Annotated in this window: 20 protein-coding genes and 1 riboswitch; of the genes, 18 read left to right on the top strand and 2 right to left on the bottom strand. The window is 34.9% G+C overall.

Annotated features, from left to right (window positions below; genetic code table 11):
• Positions 1 to 214: 214 nt before the first annotated feature.
• Entirely contained in the window at positions 215 to 1039 is an 825-nt protein-coding gene (locus ACM26V_RS07815; RefSeq protein ID WP_416150863.1) for a J domain-containing protein, read from the bottom strand.
• A 250-nt stretch (positions 1040 to 1289) separates the two neighbouring features.
• Here ACM26V_RS07815 and ACM26V_RS07810 point away from each other — a divergent pair, with 250 nt between their 5' ends.
• From ACM26V_RS07810 to ACM26V_RS07740, 15 genes are all read left to right on the top strand, one after another.
• Entirely contained in the window at positions 1290 to 1619 is a 330-nt protein-coding gene (locus tag ACM26V_RS07810; protein WP_416150862.1) for a hypothetical protein, read from the top strand.
• Positions 1620 to 2427: 808 nt separating this feature from the next.
• Positions 2428 to 3411, top strand: coding sequence for a ketoacyl-ACP synthase III (locus tag ACM26V_RS07805; RefSeq protein ID WP_416150861.1), 984 nt, complete (start codon positions 2428 to 2430; stop codon positions 3409 to 3411).
• A gap of 97 nt (positions 3412 to 3508) precedes the next feature.
• Positions 3509 to 3706 carry a cysteine-rich CWC family protein gene (locus ACM26V_RS07800; protein ID WP_416150860.1) on the top strand — a complete coding sequence of 66 codons (198 nt, stop codon included), beginning with the start codon at positions 3509 to 3511 and terminating at the stop codon, positions 3704 to 3706.
• Between the two features lie 100 nt (positions 3707 to 3806).
• Positions 3807 to 4799: a hypothetical protein gene (locus ACM26V_RS07795; protein ID WP_416150859.1), complete on the top strand. Its 993-nt coding sequence runs from the start codon at positions 3807 to 3809 to the stop codon at positions 4797 to 4799.
• A gap of 223 nt (positions 4800 to 5022) precedes the next feature.
• Complete coding sequence (locus ACM26V_RS07790; RefSeq protein WP_416150858.1) at positions 5023 to 6672, top strand: spore germination protein; 1650 nt, start codon at positions 5023 to 5025, stop codon at positions 6670 to 6672.
• The gene (locus ACM26V_RS07785) at positions 6665 to 7867 is read left to right on the top strand and encodes a Ger(x)C family spore germination protein (protein WP_416150857.1); all 1203 of its coding nucleotides are present in this window, start codon (positions 6665 to 6667) and stop codon (positions 7865 to 7867) included. Before ACM26V_RS07790 ends, ACM26V_RS07785 begins: the two co-directional genes overlap by 8 nt.
• On the top strand, positions 7860 to 9002 hold the full coding sequence (locus ACM26V_RS07780; protein WP_416150856.1) for a GerAB/ArcD/ProY family transporter: 1143 nt from the start codon (positions 7860 to 7862) through the stop codon (positions 9000 to 9002). The genes ACM26V_RS07785 and ACM26V_RS07780 overlap by 8 nt, the downstream gene beginning before the upstream one ends.
• A 495-nt stretch (positions 9003 to 9497) precedes the next feature.
• Entirely contained in the window at positions 9498 to 9668 is a 171-nt protein-coding gene (locus tag ACM26V_RS07775) for an HAD hydrolase family protein (RefSeq protein ID WP_416150855.1), read from the top strand.
• Between the two features lie 275 nt (positions 9669 to 9943).
• Entirely contained in the window at positions 9944 to 10069 is a 126-nt protein-coding gene (locus tag ACM26V_RS07770; RefSeq protein WP_416150854.1) for a hypothetical protein, read from the top strand.
• A 2-nt stretch (positions 10070 to 10071) separates the two neighbouring features.
• Positions 10072 to 10209 (top strand): HAD hydrolase family protein, encoded by a 138-nt coding sequence (locus tag ACM26V_RS07765; protein WP_416150853.1) that lies wholly within the window; start codon positions 10072 to 10074, stop codon positions 10207 to 10209.
• A gap of 39 nt (positions 10210 to 10248) precedes the next feature.
• Complete coding sequence (locus ACM26V_RS07760) at positions 10249 to 10905, top strand: HAD family hydrolase (RefSeq protein WP_416151819.1); 657 nt, start codon at positions 10249 to 10251, stop codon at positions 10903 to 10905.
• Positions 10906 to 10958: 53 nt separating this feature from the next.
• Positions 10959 to 11276, top strand: coding sequence for a hypothetical protein (locus ACM26V_RS07755; protein ID WP_416150852.1), 318 nt, complete (start codon positions 10959 to 10961; stop codon positions 11274 to 11276).
• A 41-nt stretch (positions 11277 to 11317) separates the two neighbouring features.
• The gene (locus ACM26V_RS07750; protein ID WP_416150851.1) at positions 11318 to 11776 is read left to right on the top strand and encodes a GNAT family N-acetyltransferase; all 459 of its coding nucleotides are present in this window, start codon (positions 11318 to 11320) and stop codon (positions 11774 to 11776) included.
• A 140-nt stretch (positions 11777 to 11916) separates the two neighbouring features.
• Positions 11917 to 12384 carry a GNAT family N-acetyltransferase gene (locus ACM26V_RS07745; RefSeq protein WP_416150850.1) on the top strand — a complete coding sequence of 156 codons (468 nt, stop codon included), beginning with the start codon at positions 11917 to 11919 and terminating at the stop codon, positions 12382 to 12384.
• Between the two features lie 213 nt (positions 12385 to 12597).
• Positions 12598 to 14454 (top strand): diguanylate cyclase, encoded by a 1857-nt coding sequence (locus ACM26V_RS07740; protein ID WP_416150849.1) that lies wholly within the window; start codon positions 12598 to 12600, stop codon positions 14452 to 14454.
• Between the two features lie 60 nt (positions 14455 to 14514).
• Here ACM26V_RS07740 and ACM26V_RS07735 read toward each other — a convergent pair whose 3' ends face one another.
• Positions 14515 to 15357, bottom strand: coding sequence for a class I SAM-dependent methyltransferase (locus tag ACM26V_RS07735; protein ID WP_416150848.1), 843 nt, complete (start codon positions 15355 to 15357; stop codon positions 14515 to 14517).
• 372 nt (positions 15358 to 15729) lie between these two features.
• A riboswitch (cobalamin riboswitch) is annotated at positions 15730 to 15915 on the top strand.
• A gap of 166 nt (positions 15916 to 16081) precedes the next feature.
• Between ACM26V_RS07735 and ACM26V_RS07730 the strand changes: the two genes are divergently transcribed.
• From ACM26V_RS07730 to ACM26V_RS07720, 3 genes are all read left to right on the top strand, one after another.
• Positions 16082 to 17197: a FecCD family ABC transporter permease gene (locus ACM26V_RS07730; protein ID WP_416150847.1), complete on the top strand. Its 1116-nt coding sequence runs from the start codon at positions 16082 to 16084 to the stop codon at positions 17195 to 17197.
• Positions 17194 to 18000 (top strand): heme ABC transporter ATP-binding protein, encoded by an 807-nt coding sequence (locus ACM26V_RS07725; protein ID WP_416150846.1) that lies wholly within the window; start codon positions 17194 to 17196, stop codon positions 17998 to 18000. Before ACM26V_RS07730 ends, ACM26V_RS07725 begins: the two co-directional genes overlap by 4 nt.
• 111 nt (positions 18001 to 18111) lie before the next feature.
• Positions 18112 to 19113, top strand: coding sequence for an ABC transporter substrate-binding protein (locus ACM26V_RS07720; RefSeq protein WP_416150845.1), 1002 nt, complete (start codon positions 18112 to 18114; stop codon positions 19111 to 19113).
• Positions 19114 to 19205: the final 92 nt, after the last annotated feature.

Genomic DNA, 19205 nt, shown 5'->3' with positions numbered 1-19205 from the left:
TTTCATGTGATCGAAACAGCTAAAAGTGGCTCAAAACTATCTTATCAAATACAGTTCCCAATTAACTTATTATTGGAATGTATATATTGAATTATATGATAAAGGTAAAAAATCATAAAAAGTACACCGCATTTGCGGTGTATTGGCTAGAAATTTTTAACATGAGTAATAAATAAAAGGCGAAGAGATAATTGAAGTTATTAAAATATCTTACCTATTCCACTTTTAAAACGTCTGATATGTCGTGCCACCCCGATACAACCCCATCAGAATTAATGAAAATTGTTGAAAATTCATATCGTAAACGGAAATCCGTTTCTCGGGAAGGCTTTCCCATAATATCCTTTACCTCTTCTTTTGAAGAGCCAATTGTAAAATACTCTTTAGTAATGTCATCTCTACTAGAGTTTTCTGACCTTTCATCGTCATCAGAATCATTGTCAGTTTGTAGAGAAATGGCTGCAACTAAGTCTTCATTCTCTATTTCTAGATTCTTAATATATGTATTAGCTTCAAAAAGTTCTTCCTCATAGATTAATTTTTCATTATTAATTTCAACGATATCAGACTCTAAAATCTCTATATCTTGTTGGGATCTTACAAACGAAGCTTGTTTATCGATTAATTGATAAACAATGACAGCTACTATGATAGTGTAAACAACATTTAAAGCGATAGAAAAGAAACCAACTCGTTTCCAATCTATTCTTTTTGAATGTTTTTTTGTGTTGTTTTCATCTGAGGACTTTTTTCGGGCTTGCGACTTTTCCTTTTGTTTTTTTTCATCGCCTGATGGTTTCTTGGCTTGTCTTCCTTTTTGAGACTGGTGAAATTGTTGATAAGCAATATTATACTTTGATCTAGAATTTTCATTTGACAGAATGTCATATGCCCGACGCAACCTAATGAATTGACTTGCACTCCCGCCGTTATCGGGATGAACTTTTTTAGATTGCTTGCGGTAAGCCATTTTTATTTCACCTTGAGACGCTTCGAAGGGGACGCCAAGGATAGAGTAGCAATCCATAAATTTTTTCATGACATCTCCTTTCTTAACCATTGAACAGCCCATTATTATACTAAATAATACCATATTATTACTACTTACTGCTAGGTTTAATAGAAGAAGTCACAGACTTTCATTGCTGCAATTATTTATGAGAAAATTCACAGGTTCATAAGAGGTGTTAGTGAACCTGAACGAACCTTAATTAAAGTTTTATTCATAATTTTCTGGGGTATATTATAGATAGATTAGTGTATTTACAACTAGAATGGGGGTTGCTAAATTGAATTATAAAAAGTTAATTAATAGACACGCAGATAACATAGTTGACTATAAAGAAATTGGTCCATATGAGACTTTAAATACACTACATGTGAGAAGTAAACTACATAAAGAATATCAAAAACTAACAAGAGAAGAAAAGCGACTTTTAGCGACCGTCGATTTGAAAACGCTTCAAAAAATAGAGTGTATACATGAATTTCTAAGCGGAATATATGATTTTTCCAAATCAAAAGAACCGAAAGAGCAGTGGTGGTGGCATATTGATAAAGTAATATCAGGTGAAATCAAACTTTCATCGTACCCTCAGAATGTTTTGACAAAGTACTAACGGTATGATTGTTTAATGAGGTGAGCACAGATCATAGAAAAAATATTAATATTAATTCGGAAGTATCATTATCTAAACGTGGGCCGTATGTGCTTTATTGCGCTTACGGTTTTTTTTATGTCTTTTTATTATCTATTTTAGGAAATATGTTGACCGTTCCCTTATGGACTAGTTATCAGGATAAACGAAAGAAACAAGCAAGAGCAGGTGGAATTGTTTTGATGGAAATTGAACCATTGGAACGATTCTTTCAATTTATCGCATATTGCTTCACCTATCTTTTGTCTACACGAATGTGTGTAGAAGGAATTTATTTTGCCCAAATATATATAGTGGGGGGAAGAGAATTTCTTAATTATTGGAAATATCCTCATGGGGTTATTCATGTCCTTGTTAGGCATATGTGTGCTAGTCTTAAGTTTCATGGACTCGAACAAAAATATAGGAGAATTTATTAGTCAATAGAATTTTGTAATCCATCACTAAATTCTATTAATGATTGTTTCGTTAGCTTTGACTAGTAAAAATATGTTTTATTTAAGGACACTTATGTTCAAACTTAATTAAGAGATTAAAACATAGACAACAATGTTAAACTAAACATGTACTTCCAAAGCGACTCCGAAAATTAATGACACAATGAACACGATGATAGGCAGAGGCGACTGCGACTGCCAAACTAATTTTGAGGTATTGCTCCAATCGCAGTGAATAAATATTTTTAAGTCAATAAATTAGTACCTTGTCATAGCAATAAGTGATAAAATTATTATAAGAAGCAAAATAAGCTAAAACAAGGTGGGTGTTTATGATTATTTCCAAAGCTCGGATTACCGCGATAGGTTCATACGTACCAGAAAAAAAATTAACAAATGATGATCTAGAAAAAATAGTTGAAACAAATGATGAATGGATTGTTCAACGTACTGGTATTAAAGAACGAAGGATCGCCCATGAAGAAGAGTTTACCAGCGATATCAGTTATAAAGCAGTTAAAAACTTAATGGAAAAATATAATAAATCTGTGGATGATGTAGATATGGTAATTGTTTGTACCATGACTCCTGATTTCAAAACTCCAAGCGTTGCTTCCTTAGTGCAAGCGAAGCTGGGCATAAAAAATACAGGTGCGATTGATTTAAACGCTGCCTGTGCGGGTTTTACCTATGGGCTGCATATGGCGAATGGATTAGTTACGTCTGGATTAAATAAGAAAGTTTTAGTAATTGGAGCAGAAACTTTATCTAAAATTTCAGATTATCAAGATAGAACGACCTGTATTTTATTCGGAGATGGTGGAGGAGCAGTTCTTATTGAATATGATGAAGAACTACCAAGTTTTCTGTCTTCGCATTTGGGATCAGACGGAGATCGAGGGAAAAACCTATATTGTTCGGACATTTCGTCACGTATGTTTGAGCAAGAGTTAATTAGTAGTAATAAAATTGTACAAAATGGACGTGAAGTATACAAATGGGCTGTTACAACTGTTCCTAAAGGAATGAAAAAAGTATTGGAAAATGCATCGACTCCTTTAAATGAAGTGGACTGGTTTGTCCCTCATAGTGCGAATTTAAGGATGATTGAGTCTATTTGTAAAAGAAGTGAATTCCCATTAGAACGTACATTATATAGTTTGGTGAACTATGGTAACACATCTGCAGCAACGATCCCTTTGTCATTAGCTAATGCAGTTACTGAAAAGAAACTTCGTCATGGAGATAACATGTTATTATATGGCTTCGGAGGTGGACTATCGCACGCAGGTTTACTCATAAAATGGACGATTTAAACGTTTATTACTCTGCTTTGGAAGTATGGTGATGAAGAATTTCCAATGCTGTTTCCTTTAGTAAAGTTATTTTTTGAACGAGTAGGAGGTATTTTCTTTGTCTAATATTTATTGTCCTATATGTGGAGAGCAAAACAATTGTATGGCAAGAAAGGTAGAATATGGTGCCTGTTGGTGTAATGAAGAAGATGCATTTCCAAAGGGAATTTTTAAGTTAGTTCCTCCAGAGAGTAAAGGGAAGCATTGTATTTGTAGAAGTTGCTTAATTAAATATAGAGAAGAAGTAAATTCGTAATTATATCATTTGCGAGTAAACAAGCAACATGATAGAAGTCTTCAGAGAGATGGAAGCAAGAGAACCGTCCCTGCGCTTCCGAGGAAAAGGAGGAATACTAGTGCGTAAATATATTTGGATTTTTGTTTTTTTGGTTGTGGGTCCCTTTAGCGGAAGTTTGGTTGCACAGGCCGACAGCGATTTTTTTGCGGACGATGAGTTTGATTTTGAGTTTGAACTAAATCAACCACAGAATCATGATAGTGATTATAATTTGAATGATAATAGCTTTAGAACAAATAGTACAAATCGGACGAATGGTGCAAATCATTATAACTTTAACAGTCAACCTGATACTGGCGGACAAGCTAGTTTATTAGACACCGGAAGGGATACGACAACTTCCAGCCAAGAGAGTCCTTTGGAAGATCCAGTCGGATGGGTTTCGCAAATTCTTGAAGGTGGACAATCTGGTGAAGATGATCTAAGTCAGTTGTTACCACAAGATGTTAATGAAGGGGGGGATGCTGGTCTCGGAATTGATGAGTTGGAACCATCGGCGCAAGATTTTGTTCTTGAAGAGTCTGATTTTGAAGTAGACGTGAATGACACGAGTCACCAATATTATAGAGCTGATCAAATTGATGCTCTATTAGAGTCCAATTCTGTAAACATACTAATGCCAGAACCTTATACTTTGCCGGTCTCACTTGAAGAAATGATGCTCTCATTTATGGATGAGTTGGACCTTTCTGAGCAAATGGAAGACTCGGAAGATGAATATGAGGATCAATATTTCGAGGGAGCTTTAGGGAATGAATTTGCAACGATGCCAAATCAGTTATCAGTCGATTATAATGGAATTCTTATTTCTAGCTTGGATATTCTTGAAGCGGGTCCTGGCGTAGATCCTTGGGCTGGAAACATTAACGAAGAGGGGTTAATAAACTTTTGGACGTTTTTCGAGTTGTCGGAAAATTTACAAGCTTATGAAGAGACCACTGAGATAATTACAACTTTAACAACCCATTATAGCGAATATCAAACTAGTGTAGAAGAATTAGTAGCCGAGATTGAAGATGAAATGACCAATGAAGATAGTAGTGATCAATAATTATCGATATACTCTATTATTTAAATATTAAATTCACTATTATAGTTACAAGTGTCACGAATCATAGAAAAAGCCACGGAACCTTGACTAAGATGTCTTGGTTTATAGTGGCTTTTTTTGTGTTTGGAAGCAGGAGAACCGTCCCTGCGCTTCTTTTTTTTATTCTGCATAATAACGGAAGATTTAGAAGAAAATATGTCTAAGTAATATGATAATGATGTAGGTGAAAACTTTGAAGAAAGAATTTAAAAAAGCAAAACCGTTATCTTCTCTTCTGAAAAAAAATAGACAACTGGAAAATTCACGATTCGATAATAATCTAGGTGGTGAAGAAAATGAAAATGATTTCAGTAGAAACTTAGAAGATAACATGGCGAAAATGAAAGAGATAATGGGAGAAACAAGTGACCTTCTTGAACGTGAATTTACACTCAACCGTTCCCCATTTATAAAAGGTGTACTTTATTATGTCAATGGTCTTGTAGATGAAAAGCTAGTAAGTGAATTTATGTTACAAACGTTACTTAATAATAACTTGAATATAGAAGAAGATTTAAATGAATTACCAATGGAATCTTTAGTGGAAATCATTCAAAAACAAATTTTAACTGTGACAGAAGTTGAATTAGAAACAGATTGGGATAAAATTATCCATGCGATACTATCGGGAAAGTCAATTTTATTTGTAGAGGGGGCAAATAAAGCTTTTGTGGGTGCCACGATGGGTGGAGAATGGCGCTCTGTTGAAGAACCAACTGCTGAAATAACCGTTCGCGGTCCAAAAGATTCGTTTATTGAATCAGTTTATACTAATATGGCTTTAATTAGAAGACGTATTAAAAGTCCTAAGATGCAATTTGAAGTATTTCAATTAGGCAAAGTTAGTCAAACTGATGTTGCTATTGTATATATGGATGGAATTGTAAATATAAAATTAGTTAAAGAAGTGAGAAAAAGGTTAAATAAAATTGATGTGGATGAAATATTAAGTTCGTCTAGTGTGGAAGAATTAATTCAAGATAGTTCTTTCACGGTTTTTCCTACTGTTTTCACCTCTGAACGGCCTGATACCGTGACCAACTCTATTGCGGAAGGAAGAATAGGCATAATAGTTGATGGAACGCCGTTTGTTCTCGTTGTACCAATCACATTTTCGCAGTTTTTTAAAGCAGCAGAAGATTATTATCAGCGATTTGACATTTCTACATTAATTCGAATATTAAGGTATATCGCTTTCACATTAGCTCTACTTGGTCCATCGCTATTTATTGCATTACTTACGTTTCATCAAGATCTCATTCCAACAACATTAGTGATTACATTAGCAGCTCAAAGGTCAGGGATTCCATTTCCCGCAGTTATTGAAGCTTTTATTATGGAAGTGACCTTTGAAATATTAAGAGAAGCAGGGATTCGAATGCCTCGTTCAATCGGTCAAGCTGTGTCAATTGTTGGAGCATTGGTTATTGGACAAGCTGCAGTTGAAGCAGGGATTGTATCTGCAGCGATGATCATTGTTGTTGCTGGTACCGCTATAGCAAGTTTTACAACACCGGCTTATAATATGGCAGTTGCTGCGAGAATATTAAGATTTGGTATGATGATTTTGGCTGCTACGATGGGACTATATGGTATTACATTAGGTTTAATCATACTTGTAGCTCATTTAGCCAGTTTAAGATCGTTTGGAACGCCCTATCTAGCACCGTTTGCTCCACTTATTCCAGAGGATCAGAAAGATGGATTATTCCGATTCCCATTGTGGACTAGAAACAGCAATAATCTAAAACCAAAAGGAAATAACCCGCTTAAAACAGAACGAGGATTAAAGGCATCTTCATCAACTGTAGAGGAGGGGCCAGAAAATGGATAAACGCTTGTGTTTTTTCATTTTCTTAGCAGTTCTATTAATTTTATCTGGCTGTTGGAACGCTAGAGAATTAAAAGACATGGCAATTGTATCAGCGATCGGAATTGATAAGTCAGAAGAGGGGGAAATTAGTGTATCATTTCAAGTTATCAATCCTGATCAAGTAGCAGGTGGGCTAACCGTTTCAGGGGATGCTTCGCCAATAATCTTATATACATCGACAGGAGATACCGTATTTGAAGCACATAGAAAAGTGTCCCTGAAATTACCTAGAGAAGCGTTTTTTCCACATATGAACTTACTTGTCATAAATGAAAAATTAGCAAGAGAGGATGGACTAGATCAAGTTATTGATTTTTTTGAACGGGATCATGAACCTCGAACTAATGCTACAGTAGTCGTATCTAGAGGAGAAAGCGCTGAAAATATATTGATGGTTCAAGCGCCACTAGAAAAGGTTCCTTCCCAATTAATAGTGGGACAAATCGAAAATATAGAACGAGTGTTGGGTGAGACACTCGCAGTAGACATAGATGATGTTATAAGTGACTTAGTGAGTAAAGGAAAAGATTTAGTTGTAAGCGGCATTGTAATTAAGGGCGATGAAGCTAGTGGAACGGAGATTGACGGGATCAAACGAGCGAAACTTAAAGGCAGCTTGGAAATAGATGGATCTGCTGTGTTTAAAGATCAAAAACTAATAGGATGGATAGCAGAAGAAGAAGAAAAAGGAGTTGCCTGGGTGGTAGGGAAGATAAAAAGTACTGTTAATAATGTTGCTTGTAATGAGAAAGAAAACGCGATTGCGATAGAAACGATTAGAGCGAATGCGAAAGTTAAATCAAAGATTGAAAATGGAGAGCCACAAATCCATATAACTGTTCAGCAAGAAGGTAATATAGCTGAAGTAAATTGCTCTAAAGATATGACAACGCTTAAGACGATGGTTGAAGTTGAAGACTTGCTTGAAGAGAACATCAAAAAAGAAATCGAGGGGGCAATAAATATTGCTAAAGAGAAAGAGGTAGATATTTTTGGTTTCGGTAATGCCATTCAACGGCAACATCCTCAATTATGGAAGGAATACGAAGAAAAATGGTCTGAAATGTTTACGAACTTGGAAGTAGATGTCCAAGTAGATGCAAATATTCGTAGAAACGGCATGCGTATGAATTCATTTCAAGAGGATAATGAATAAAGGAAACAATATTTTACTATTAGGAGCTGTCAATGTGGGGAAAGTAAAATTAACTCCTTTTCAAATATTTTCATTAATCATCCTGTTTGAATTAGGTAGCGCCATTGTTTTTTCTATTGGGGTAGAAGCGAAGCAAGACGCTTGGATTGCTATTCTACTTGGTATGGTTGGTAGTATACTTTTGTTTTTTGTGTATTATTATTTATTCAAACAATTTCCTGATTTAACCTTAATTGAATATATTAAAAAGATATTAGGAAAACATTTAGGGTGGGTCGTAGGTTTTCTATACACCGTATACTTTCTTTACATAGCTGTAAGAGTTTTAAGGGATTTTGAGGATCTTATAGTAACAGCAATCCTGCCTGAAACTCCTGCTTTTATAGTTGGATTACTCATGACTTTGACAATTATTTATGTTGTTTACCATGGAATAGAAGTATTGGCGAGAACTGGTGAGTTTTATTTTCTTATATTCTTACTCATAGGTTTGGTTGTGAACTTCCTTTATCTTGTTTCTGGAGTTATTGATATAGAAAATATTTTACCATTTCTAGGAGAAGGTTGGAAACCTATTTTAGATGCAAGCTTCCCTCAAATCTTAACTTTTCCATTTGGAGAGATTATCGTTTTCACGATGTTATTTCCATTACTAAATAATAAAAAGTCAGCTTTAAAGGTAGCTATCTTTGGATTAGTTATTAGTGGTTTATTAATTGCCTTTTCACAAATGATGAATATTGCTGTTTTAGGTGTAGATATCGTCGAGCGCTCTAGTTTTCCACTCCTTAGTTCGATAAGTAAAATTCAAATTGGCGATTTCTTGGAAAGGTTAGATGCCTTAGCAGTGATATCATTGATCGTAGGGTTATTTTTTAAGATTTCTATCTTTACGTATGCAGGGGTTGTAGGTGCTAGTATTTTGTTTAAAGTAAAAAGATACCAAACATTACTTTTTCCAATAAGCATGATTGTTTTGGGTGGCTCCATGTCTATTTCTGAGAGTTTGGCTGAACACCTAGATAAAGGATTTGCGGTTGTACCAGATTATTTACATTTACCTTTTCAAATTTATATCCCGCTAGTATTATTGGTTATTACAATTATTAGAAAAAAATACTTCAAAACCCTATAGCCTATTTTTATTTAGATGTTACTTGTTGTTTTTGAGCTTTTTAAAGATTTTACTGAAATAGTATTTTATTGGGAAGAGCATAGAAAACACCAATAAGGAAGTGAGTATAAATAATTCACCTGGATCAGTGGTTTCAAAAGGTTTAAGGGTATTGTTTAAGCTTTTGTTCAGATGAATATTAAATTTCAAATCAATAAATGTCAACAACATATACATACTAATGAAATATAGAATGAAAATCAAAAGCGTCTTAGTCATAAGCAAGGACCTCCTTTCTAAACTTAGTTTTACATATACTCTTATATTGCCACCCAACCAAGATAAATATCAGGAAGCGCAGGGACGGTTCTCATGCTTCCATTTCAACAATTTTTCGACAATTCTAATAATAATTGGTTGTATATGTTAAAATTGACTCAAATACATAGATTTCCAATTTGTAATAGGATGTGATGGTTTGAAATATAAGCTATTAGCTTTAGATTTAGATGGGACTTGTTAAATAGTCAAGGAAAGATCCCACCAAGGCATATAGAAGCAGTTAAAAAGGCTGAAGAGACAGGGGTAATAATTGTTATAGCTACTGGAAGATATGTCATGCAAAGGAAATGGATTACTGATGAGTTAGATTTGAAGGTGTTCTCGTTTCGAATGATGGTGCAATGACGATTAAAACAGATACAAAGGAGATTATCCATGAATTTTCATATCCAATAAGTAAACTTGAACCTTTCTCTGTATGCTGAGCATTTGATTACATTGTCAAGTTAATGGATAAAAAACAACTTGAAAATCATAAAAAATATGAAATAACTCACACATTTCACGACGACGTATTGGCACTGAAAGACCAAGTCATGAAGTTTACAATTGATGACAAAGGGTGAAAAGGAGGATGGCAAGAGATAGATTTACCAATAAACATAAAGAAAAAAGTCGATGTGGAATTCTTTAAAGAATTTGTTCACTCTGAATCTAGTAAAACAAATGGTTTAAAGAAAGAACTCGATCTTTTTGAAATAGATTCATCTGAAATGATTGCTATTGGAGATTTTTTAATGATGTAGATATGATTGAATTCGCAGGATTAGGTATGGCGATGGGAAATGCACCAGATGAAGTGAAGCAAATAACCAATGAAGTTACGCTATCGAATGATGAAGACGGCGTCCACTACGCAATAGAAAAGCATATTTTTGGATTGTAAATAGTAGATGAAGAGTTTTTATGGGGGAAGTGGATGAAAATGATTAAGGCAGTCCTATTTGACTTTGATGGAACTTTACTAGACCGTGATGCATCAGTAAAGGTGTTTATCAACAAGCAATACGAACGGTTACATAAATGGCTAAGTCATATTCCAAAAGAAACCTATATATCAAGGTTCATAGAACTTGATAGTCGAGGGTATGTTTGGAAGGATAAAGTGTACCACCAGCTAATAAACGAATTTAGAATTACTGGTATTACTATGGAGGACCTTCTCAATGATTATATAATTGAATTTAAACATAGCTGCGTTCCTTTCGAAGGTCTTACAAACATGTTAGAAAATTTGAAGAAGAATCATTTCATGCTTGGGATGATTACAAATGGAAAAGGTCAGTTTCAAATGGATAATATAATCGTTTTAGGAATAGAACATTATTTCCAAACCATCCTTATATCTGAATGGGAAAACATGAAAAAGCCGAATTCTTTAATATTCAAAAAAGCTTTAGAAAATCTCAACGTCTTACCTTCTGAAAGTATATTTGTTGGCGACCATCCAGTAAATGATGTGAAAGCAGCTCAACAAATAGGTATGAAAAGTATTTGGAAGAAAGACGATCAATGGGAAGATGTCGAAGCAGATTACATTATCGATGAGTTATCACAGATACCCACAATTATATTGAAATAAAGAAGCTCATTACTTTGATTTTCAATATTCAACGAATAAGAGGAGTTTCTCATATGAAAGTGTTTATTAAGGATATTGCGAGGACGTTTGAAATACTTGCTTTTTGGGCGATTGGATTAGTCATAACATTACATATAGCGGGTAATATTTATGGAAGGTTTGGTATTGAATTCACTGGTAACGTATGGGTAAATTGGTTTGGTATATCGTACTTTCTGTTAGTAATTTATACTGTTGTCATGGGGACGGTTATAATCAAAGATAGCGATTATTACAAACAGTTTCTTACTAGCAAACTTTGTTGGATTATATTTGTCGGCTCCATCTATATTATTGTAATCCCTTTTATAAAAGGCGAAAATCCATTTTAATTCATGTTGCTAAATCGGTAAAAAATCAGGAGGGATAGTTTTTGACAAATAAAGTATGGAAACATAAAGAATATGTCATTACTCTAGATAAAAAAGACTTAGACTTAGACATTATTTATAATTTTTTGAGCAAAGAGTCTTATTGGTCAAAAGAGCTCTCAAAAGAAGAAGTTGCTAAATCAATTAAAAACTCAGCACTTTGTTTTGGATTGTACTACAACAATCCGAATACAAAGAAGCAGGAGCAAATAGGGTTTGCAAGAGTGATTTCTGATTTAGTCACTTTCGCTTATCTATCAGACGTTTTCATCTTGCAAAAATTTAGACAACAAGGGTTAGGACAATGGTTAATTCAAACGATCATTAATTATGACGAATTAAAAATTCGCAGAATCATGTTATGCACAGAGGACGGTCATTCTTTATACGGAAAATTTGGCTTTGAAGCATTAGATAAGCCAAACATGTTTATGCAAATAAAAGGTAAGGGTGCTCTCTGAATATGAAACGAATACCTGATACGAAAAATCCAATCAATACTAGGTTAAACAATAGTCACACCCACCCATCAATAAAAAATTGAATCGAGATTTCTTCATTCAACCTAATTAGAATTCGAGAAGAAAGGGCTATTACTCCGATGAAAATAATATTTGCAGAAGTATCAGATGCTCCAATCATTCATCAATTAATGGTTCAGGCATTTAATGAATATAAAAACAAGGTCCCACCAACAAGCGCATTAAATGAAACCGTCGAATCAATAACAGAAGCCTTAATAGATGGAGAACATGCATTAATCAGCTATATGGATGATGAACCCGTAGGTATGGTTCGATTTCGAGTAACAAACGAAGGGGTCTATTTCTTCAGACTATCAATCACCCCAGAAAAACAAGGACAAGGGATTGCTAAACAGCTATTAAAATCATTAGAGAATCATGCCATACAAAGGAATCACCCAGCATTATTATGCAAAGTTCGCATGGATGTTCCAAAAAATATTCAACTGTACCAGTCGATAGGATTCACTATCTATGATGAATATGCTATTCATAAGCCAAATGGGATAACAATAAATGTTGTTGCGATGAAAAAGGTGCTTTAAAGAAAAACGACGATTCTAGCGTGATTAGAAAACATCAGAATACCGATAGAAATGATAGTATCCTGGTAATAAAGTCTTACTACGATAATTATAGAAATAACTTGTAGATGCTTTTGAAGTGTTAGATAATAGACCTATAGCAGTTATTCTTGCTTAGTGGAGGAATGATTTAAATGAATAACTTAAATTATTTACATATCGAGGTAATTGGTAATGAGTAAATTAAAATATGGGTCTATTTATTTTATTATATTCTTAGTTATAGCATTTAGTGGAATATTGTTCTTCTTAAGTGAGGACCATAGTGAGCAAGAATACCTTGTCGAGCAAGGTAAATTAAATCTATCAGATTGGGATTACTCGGAATCTGAAGATTTGCTTAAATTAACTGGTGACTGGGAGTTTTATTGGGGAAGACACATCCTAACACCAGAACACGAAAAAGAATATATTTATTTACCAAGTAAGTGGAATGACGAACAAGGGTACTCCCCAAATGGATATGCAACATATCGTATGGTGATTGACAACATTACCGAAAACGAATATTACGGGTTGAAAATCAATTCTATTACAACTGCCTACAATCTTTATATTGATGGAGAGCTACTAGATTCTAATGGTACTCCAGGAACGAGTGAGGAAACAACAGCACCATTTTCCAATCCGAAAACGGTATTTTTCCCAGCAGCAAATGATAGTTTAGAAGTGATTATTCACGTTTCTAATTACGATTACCGATACGGCGGAATTGATAGCGATATCTTGTTTGGAACAGTGGGAAACCTTAAAGAAGAATCAAGGTTAGGACTAGGACTGCAAATGATCTTGTTTGGTTGTCTCATTCTTTCTGGATTCTACCACTTAGTAGTATATAGATATCGAAAACAGAACCGCTCTGCAATGTATTTTAGTGTTGTTTGTTTTCTAATGGGGTTACGTATTCTAGTTACAGAACAGTATTTCATCTTAGAAATATTCCCAGAAATTCCATGGGAAGTAATGGTGAAGATTGAGTATATTACATTTTATTTAGCGCCATCAATTTTTTTCTGGGTTCTATGCGGTTTATATCCAAAACATTTGAAAACAATATATGGATTGATCTTTACGGCCATTTCAAGTTTATTTTCACTTTTTGTGCTTTTTACACCGGTAGGAATTGCTAGTTTCACAGTAAATCCATACCAAATAATAGTTCTCTTTTTTATTTTTCATATGTTGATCTCTTTAATGAAAGCATTAAAAGATAAACAAGAGGGCTCTTTTATAATCACAGTTTCTGCCACATTTGTTGGTTTTACAGCAATTAATGACATTTTACTAGCAAATAAATTTATCGAGTCGATTCCGTTGTCTGCCTTTGGATTCGTAATATTTATTTTGTCGCAATCGTATATCATTGCATTGCACTCAGGTAAAGCTTTTACTAATATGGAGAAGGCGACAGCGGATCTTGCTGAACTAAATCAAACGTTAGAGGAAAAAGTCAGTGCAAGAACAGACTCACTTGAGAAATCAAGAGACCACCTAAATAAATTAAACGACAAATTAAAATTATTATCCTATAACGATCAGTTAACAAAGATACCAAACAGACGATATTTAGAGGAACATATGCAAGAGGAATGGACACTCGCGGCCAAGAAAAAATTTAGAATATCCGCTCTCTATATTGATATTGATCATTTTAAGGAGTATAACGACACATACGGACACGAAGCGGGGGACCGTTGCTTAATGGAAGTTGCCGATGCTTTAAAACAAGTAGTCAGTCCATTTAACGGCTATGTAGCGAGAATGGGAGGCGAAGAGTTTGTCGCTATACTTTCAAATGCTAACCATCGCCAGGTTAAGCAGATTTCAGAGCAATGCTTACATGCCATTAGCAACTTAAAGATTCCGCACAAAACATCGATGGTTTCAGATGTTGTAACGGTAAGTATTGGAGCGGCAATGACTCAACCAAATCCAACTCATCAACCAAAGCAACTGATAATGGAAGCAGACGAACACCTTTACAAAGCGAAAGAAAACGGAAGAAACCAAATTTCTATCAAGGAAGCATGAAGGGTGAATTTAACCATTTCCTAATAATTCAAGTAAGACTTCCTGTTCAGAAAAGTGGGCCTACAGAATAGTAGGTTTCCAGCTGATCAGTGCTCCATAAAAGGCATGCTTATATGTCCACTTTCCGTTTTCTTTTTGCAGATAAGGGAGTAAACTTTCCCTAAGTGTTTCTTCACTTAATTGAGGAGATAGCACTTTTTTTCTGCAACTTTGAACCGCTTCTTCTAAAGAAGAATAAGTATATTTACGTTTAAGAGGGACCATCTTACAATCAGCGTAGATTCCCATTTCATATAATACATTTAATAGGTGAACATAATCTCTTCGTGGGTATTTAAGAACACACCTTTGCGTTCTTTCGAGGTCTAGGTAGTGTGGCTGAAGTGGACCTGTTGTCATACCAATTATACAGTGCTTTGTGGCGTGATTATTCATATTTGCCAATGCTTGCTTGATTTCAAACATTCGGTAAAAACAGTTCACACCCAGAACGACTGAGAAAAGCTGATTGGATTGGTATGTCTCCCATTTACTATGAATCGGTTGAAAAGTTATTGCTTTGTGGTTTATACGTTCATTTAAATAGTGCAGAACAGACTTAGAAGGATCAACCACTGTTAAAGACCGAACTTTTTCAGCAATAGAAAACGTATAGTTCCCCGCACCAGGTCCGATTTCAAGTACGTTATCTTCAGAAGTGAAATAAGTAGATAATTCTCGGTAAAATGGTAAGGAATATGAATCAATTGGTTGTGTGGTTGATTTTTCATTTAAGAAATTACGCCAAAAAGATTCTTCACATTGATCATCTGTCATCCTTTTTGGCATGTTACCATTCCAATCCTTTATTCCTTCTCGCCAGACTTCCTCATAATCGACATCATGTATCAGCTTTTTCTTCATCTTTTATCCTCCATTGGTTTTGAGTAATCAAAAAACGTCACTTATGTTAAAAACTGCGGCTTATTTGTTATTTCAATATAATAAATAACTACTATGAATAAAAATATATGTAGGGTACTAAATTTTTTCAAAATGAATTTGTGTTATAATTCGTAATGGTTACGTTTATTAGTGTAATACATATAGTAACTAAAGTGAAGAATATCATTTTATTTAAAAATTTTCCTTGCTAATTATACTTAAAAGTAGTTTAATAATAAATATGTATAAATATGGGTTGTGATTTCTAACTTATCAAATAAAACTAACTATTTTCAACTTAGTTTAGGTGAGTTGTAAATAATCAACTCATAATAAAATTCTTATTTTAAAAAAATGAATCAAAACAAAGGTGTATAACCGCTGGTTATGCTTAAAAGGGAAGTACGGTGTAAATCCGTCGCGGTCCCGCCACTGTAATGGGTAGTTTCATTGTATAAAGTCACTGAGTTAAATCGGGAAGACACAATGAAATGACGATCCTAAGTCAGGAGACCTGCCTTTGTTTTAAGTTGCTTCAATACCTACGGGTCATAGGTAGAGGAGTGTAGAATAGATGCTACTTTAATTTAAGTATGCCTTTTTGCACCTCTATCCATGCCATGGATAGAGGTGCATTTTTATGTTTTAAGCGCATTAAGAAAGAGTAAGTTATCAAATTAAATAAATGTAAGGTGTTGTTTATATGGAGAGCGCATTAAAAGACGGGGTTGATAATCGGTCAATAAAGCAAAAAGTAACAAAAAAGAGAAAGATAGCTTATAGAGTACTTTTTGTTGCTCTTCTATTCATCCTAGTTGTCACAATGACCAGTTCTATCATGCTTGGACCAGTTTCAATCTCTCCGTTGACCGTTTGGAAAATAGCATTTTCTAAAGTTTCTTTTTTGGACCATTTTATTGCATCGGATTGGTCAAAAGCCCAAGAGCAAATCATTTGGGAAATTCGGTTTCCAAGAGTGATATTAGGAGCCATTGTTGGAGCTGGTTTAGCAGTAGTTGGTGTAGCTATTCAAGCGTTAGTTCGAAATTCTTTAGCAGATCCATTTATTTTAGGGGTATCTTCTGGTGCTTCTGTTGGGGCTACACTCGTTATTATTTTTGGTGCGTTCCAGATTTTTGGTCAATATTCGCTTTCTATCGCCGCGTTTCTAGGTGCTCTCTTCTCTGTTGTGCTCGTTTTTATCGTAGCGCAAGTAAATGGGAGAATCTCCACAGTAAGACTATTATTGTCAGGAATTGCCATATCTATGATGCTATCGGCAATTACAAACTATATTGTCATATCGGCGCCTCGGGAAGAGGGGATACGCGATGCATTATTTTGGATGATGGGAAGTTTGGCAGGAGCTAAGTGGGAGCAATTAACGATTCCATTTATTTGTCTCTCGCTTGGCATAGCGACACTGCTCTTCTTAGCAAGACCTCTGAATCTTTTATTAATGGGGGAGAATACAGCTTCTACTCTCGGATTAAATATCGATCTTTTTAAGAAAATATTGATTCTCATCACGGCATTACTAACCGGAGTATTAGTCGCAGTGAGTGGGGCAATCGGCTTTATCGGATTAATGGTTCCTCATATTGTTCGCTTAATCATTGGCTCCGATCACCGACACGTCTTACCATTAAGTGCTCTTGTTGGAGCTATTTTCCTCATTTGGGCAGATGTAGTCGCACGTACAATTGTTTCTCCTCAAGAATTACCGATTGGCATTGTTACTGCATTATGTGGTGGGCCATTTTTTATTTGGCTTCTTAGACGTAGTTCTTATTCTTTTGGGGGAGGTGAAGGAAAGTGAAATTAACTGTTGAACAAGTCACAACGGCGGTGGAGCAGAAAAATATTATTAATGATATAACGATGCAAGTAAACGATGGACAATTTGTTGGCATTATCGGTCCTAATGGGAGTGGAAAATCGACATTGTTAAAGACAATCTACCGGGTATTGCGGCCGTATAAGGGATCGGTTTCTTTAAATGATCATGAAGTTACTAACCTTTCTCATAAGGAATTTGCTAGAAATATGGCTGTTGTTGCGCAAGAATCATCTGTTCCTTTTGATTTTACAGTGAAAGAAATTGTGTTAATGGGGAGAAATCCACATAAGCGGTTCTTTGAAGGGGACAGTGTGGAAGATGTAAAGATCGTTCGTGATGCTTTAGTGAGAGTGGGGTTAGAAAACCATGCAGAAAGAAGTTTCTCTACGTTATCTGGTGGAGAAAAGCAAAGGGTTCAAATTGCTAGAGCTCTTGTTCAGGAGACATCTTTTCTTATTCTAGATGAACCGACGAACAATTTAGATATTCATCATCAGCTTCAGATCCTTGATATTGTTCGAAACTTAAAAGTGAGTGTATTAACTGCGCTTCATGATTTAAATTTAGCGGCAGCTTATTGTGATGCGATATATGTAGTTAAGGGTGGCAAAATAGTCAAACATGGTACACCGGAAGAAGTCATTACTAAGGCAATGTTAAAAGAGGTTTTTCATGTAGACTGCACCGTTACGACACATCCTCAAACAGGGAAGTTGCAAATTCTATACGTATCCGATGGAATGTATCGATCGAGAGAATCAAATAAAATGTATGCTCCATAATATAGAAAAATAGAAATGGGTAAGAACATCATGGTTAAGTAGATTTGCACAATTTAGTAGATCATCCAAACGAGATTCGTCATAACAATAAATGAAAAAGGGGTATGAAAGATGACTAGAAAAATTCAAATGGTCTTTATAATCAGTACGTTTATTGCATTATTAATGGGTTGTGGTGCAACGGGAGAAGCTAATTCAAGTAATAGTCAAGAAAATGGAAACGATCTAGAAGCAGTTGAAAAGAATGAAGAAGAATATGGTGTTGTAGAAATTGAAAATGAAGATCGTACGCTTGTTTTTACAGAAGTTCCTCAACGTGCTGTCACTTTAAATCAACACGTAACAGAAGTCTTTCTAGCTCTTGGTTTAGAAGAATACTTGGTTGGTACGGCTTATCTTGACGATGAAGTTTTACCTGAATTTAAAGATACATATGAAAAAATTCCAGTATTGTCTGATCAATATCCATCACAAGAGGTGTTTTTGGAAGAAGAGCCTGACTTTGCTTATGCAGGGTGGACTAGTGCTTTCAACGAAGACAATATAGGTACTGTTGAGCAACTTGAGAAATTTGGCGTCAATGCTTACTTACATGAATCATCGAGTATTATTGGACCAGGCATTGAGGATATTTATCAAGATATTCGTAATATCTCCGAAATTTTTAACGTTGTTGAACGAGGAGAAAAGCTTATTAATGAGATGAAAACAGAGTTAGTGAACATTGAAGAAACAATTCCAAAAGATGAAGAGACTGTGCGTGTATTTGTCTTTGATAGTGGGGATACGGCGCCATTTACCTCAGGACAAAATTTCTTGAATTCAATCATTATGATGGCTGGAGCGACAAATATTTTTAATGATATTGATAGTAATTGGGGAGAAGTGAGTTGGGAAGAAGTGGTGGAACGAGATCCAGAAGTGATTGTGATTGTTGATTATGGGGAGACGACAGCAGAAGATAAAAGAAAGCAATTATTGAATCACCCTGCTTTAACGGATGTGACGGCAATAAAAGAAGAGCACTTTATTATTATGCCATTATCTGTTGCAGCTGAAGGGGTGAGAGTTCCATCGGCGCTAGATATTTTAGTAGATGGGTTATATGAATAAAACCTTATCTAATCATAAATAGAGTATTTACATTTCTATCATTAGCAAAGTTGCATTCTTATGAACTTGATTATTATAAGTATATTCATAAC

Origin of the sequence: Salipaludibacillus sp. HK11 (assembly GCF_047795645.1) — a bacterium.
Classification (GTDB): Bacteria; Bacillota; Bacilli; order Bacillales; family Salisediminibacteriaceae; genus Salipaludibacillus.
Note: the sequence above shows the minus strand (reverse complement) of the source record. Positions and strands in the feature narration are given on the sequence as shown.

Bases quoted from the DNA above. Each gene is read 5' to 3' on its own strand.
- ACM26V_RS07815 (WP_416150863.1), bottom strand. From the start codon at position 1,039: ATGAAAAAATTTATGGATTGCTACTCTATCCTTGGCGTCCCCTTCGAA.
- ACM26V_RS07805 (WP_416150861.1), top strand. From the start codon at position 2,428: ATGATTATTTCCAAAGCTCGGATTACCGCGATAGGTTCATACGTACCA.
- ACM26V_RS07785 (WP_416150857.1), top strand. From the start codon at position 6,665: ATGGATAAACGCTTGTGTTTTTTCATTTTCTTAGCAGTTCTATTAATT.
- ACM26V_RS07780 (WP_416150856.1), top strand. From the start codon at position 7,860: ATGAATAAAGGAAACAATATTTTACTATTAGGAGCTGTCAATGTGGGG.
- ACM26V_RS07765 (WP_416150853.1), top strand. From the start codon at position 10,072: ATGATTGAATTCGCAGGATTAGGTATGGCGATGGGAAATGCACCAGAT.
- ACM26V_RS07760 (WP_416151819.1), top strand. From the start codon at position 10,249: ATGATTAAGGCAGTCCTATTTGACTTTGATGGAACTTTACTAGACCGT.
- ACM26V_RS07755 (WP_416150852.1), top strand. From the start codon at position 10,959: ATGAAAGTGTTTATTAAGGATATTGCGAGGACGTTTGAAATACTTGCT.
- ACM26V_RS07745 (WP_416150850.1), top strand. From the start codon at position 11,917: ATGAAAATAATATTTGCAGAAGTATCAGATGCTCCAATCATTCATCAA.
- ACM26V_RS07740 (WP_416150849.1), top strand. From the start codon at position 12,598: ATGAGTAAATTAAAATATGGGTCTATTTATTTTATTATATTCTTAGTT.
- ACM26V_RS07735 (WP_416150848.1), bottom strand. From the start codon at position 15,357: ATGAAGAAAAAGCTGATACATGATGTCGATTATGAGGAAGTCTGGCGA.
- ACM26V_RS07730 (WP_416150847.1), top strand. From the start codon at position 16,082: ATGGAGAGCGCATTAAAAGACGGGGTTGATAATCGGTCAATAAAGCAA.
- ACM26V_RS07720 (WP_416150845.1), top strand. From the start codon at position 18,112: ATGACTAGAAAAATTCAAATGGTCTTTATAATCAGTACGTTTATTGCA.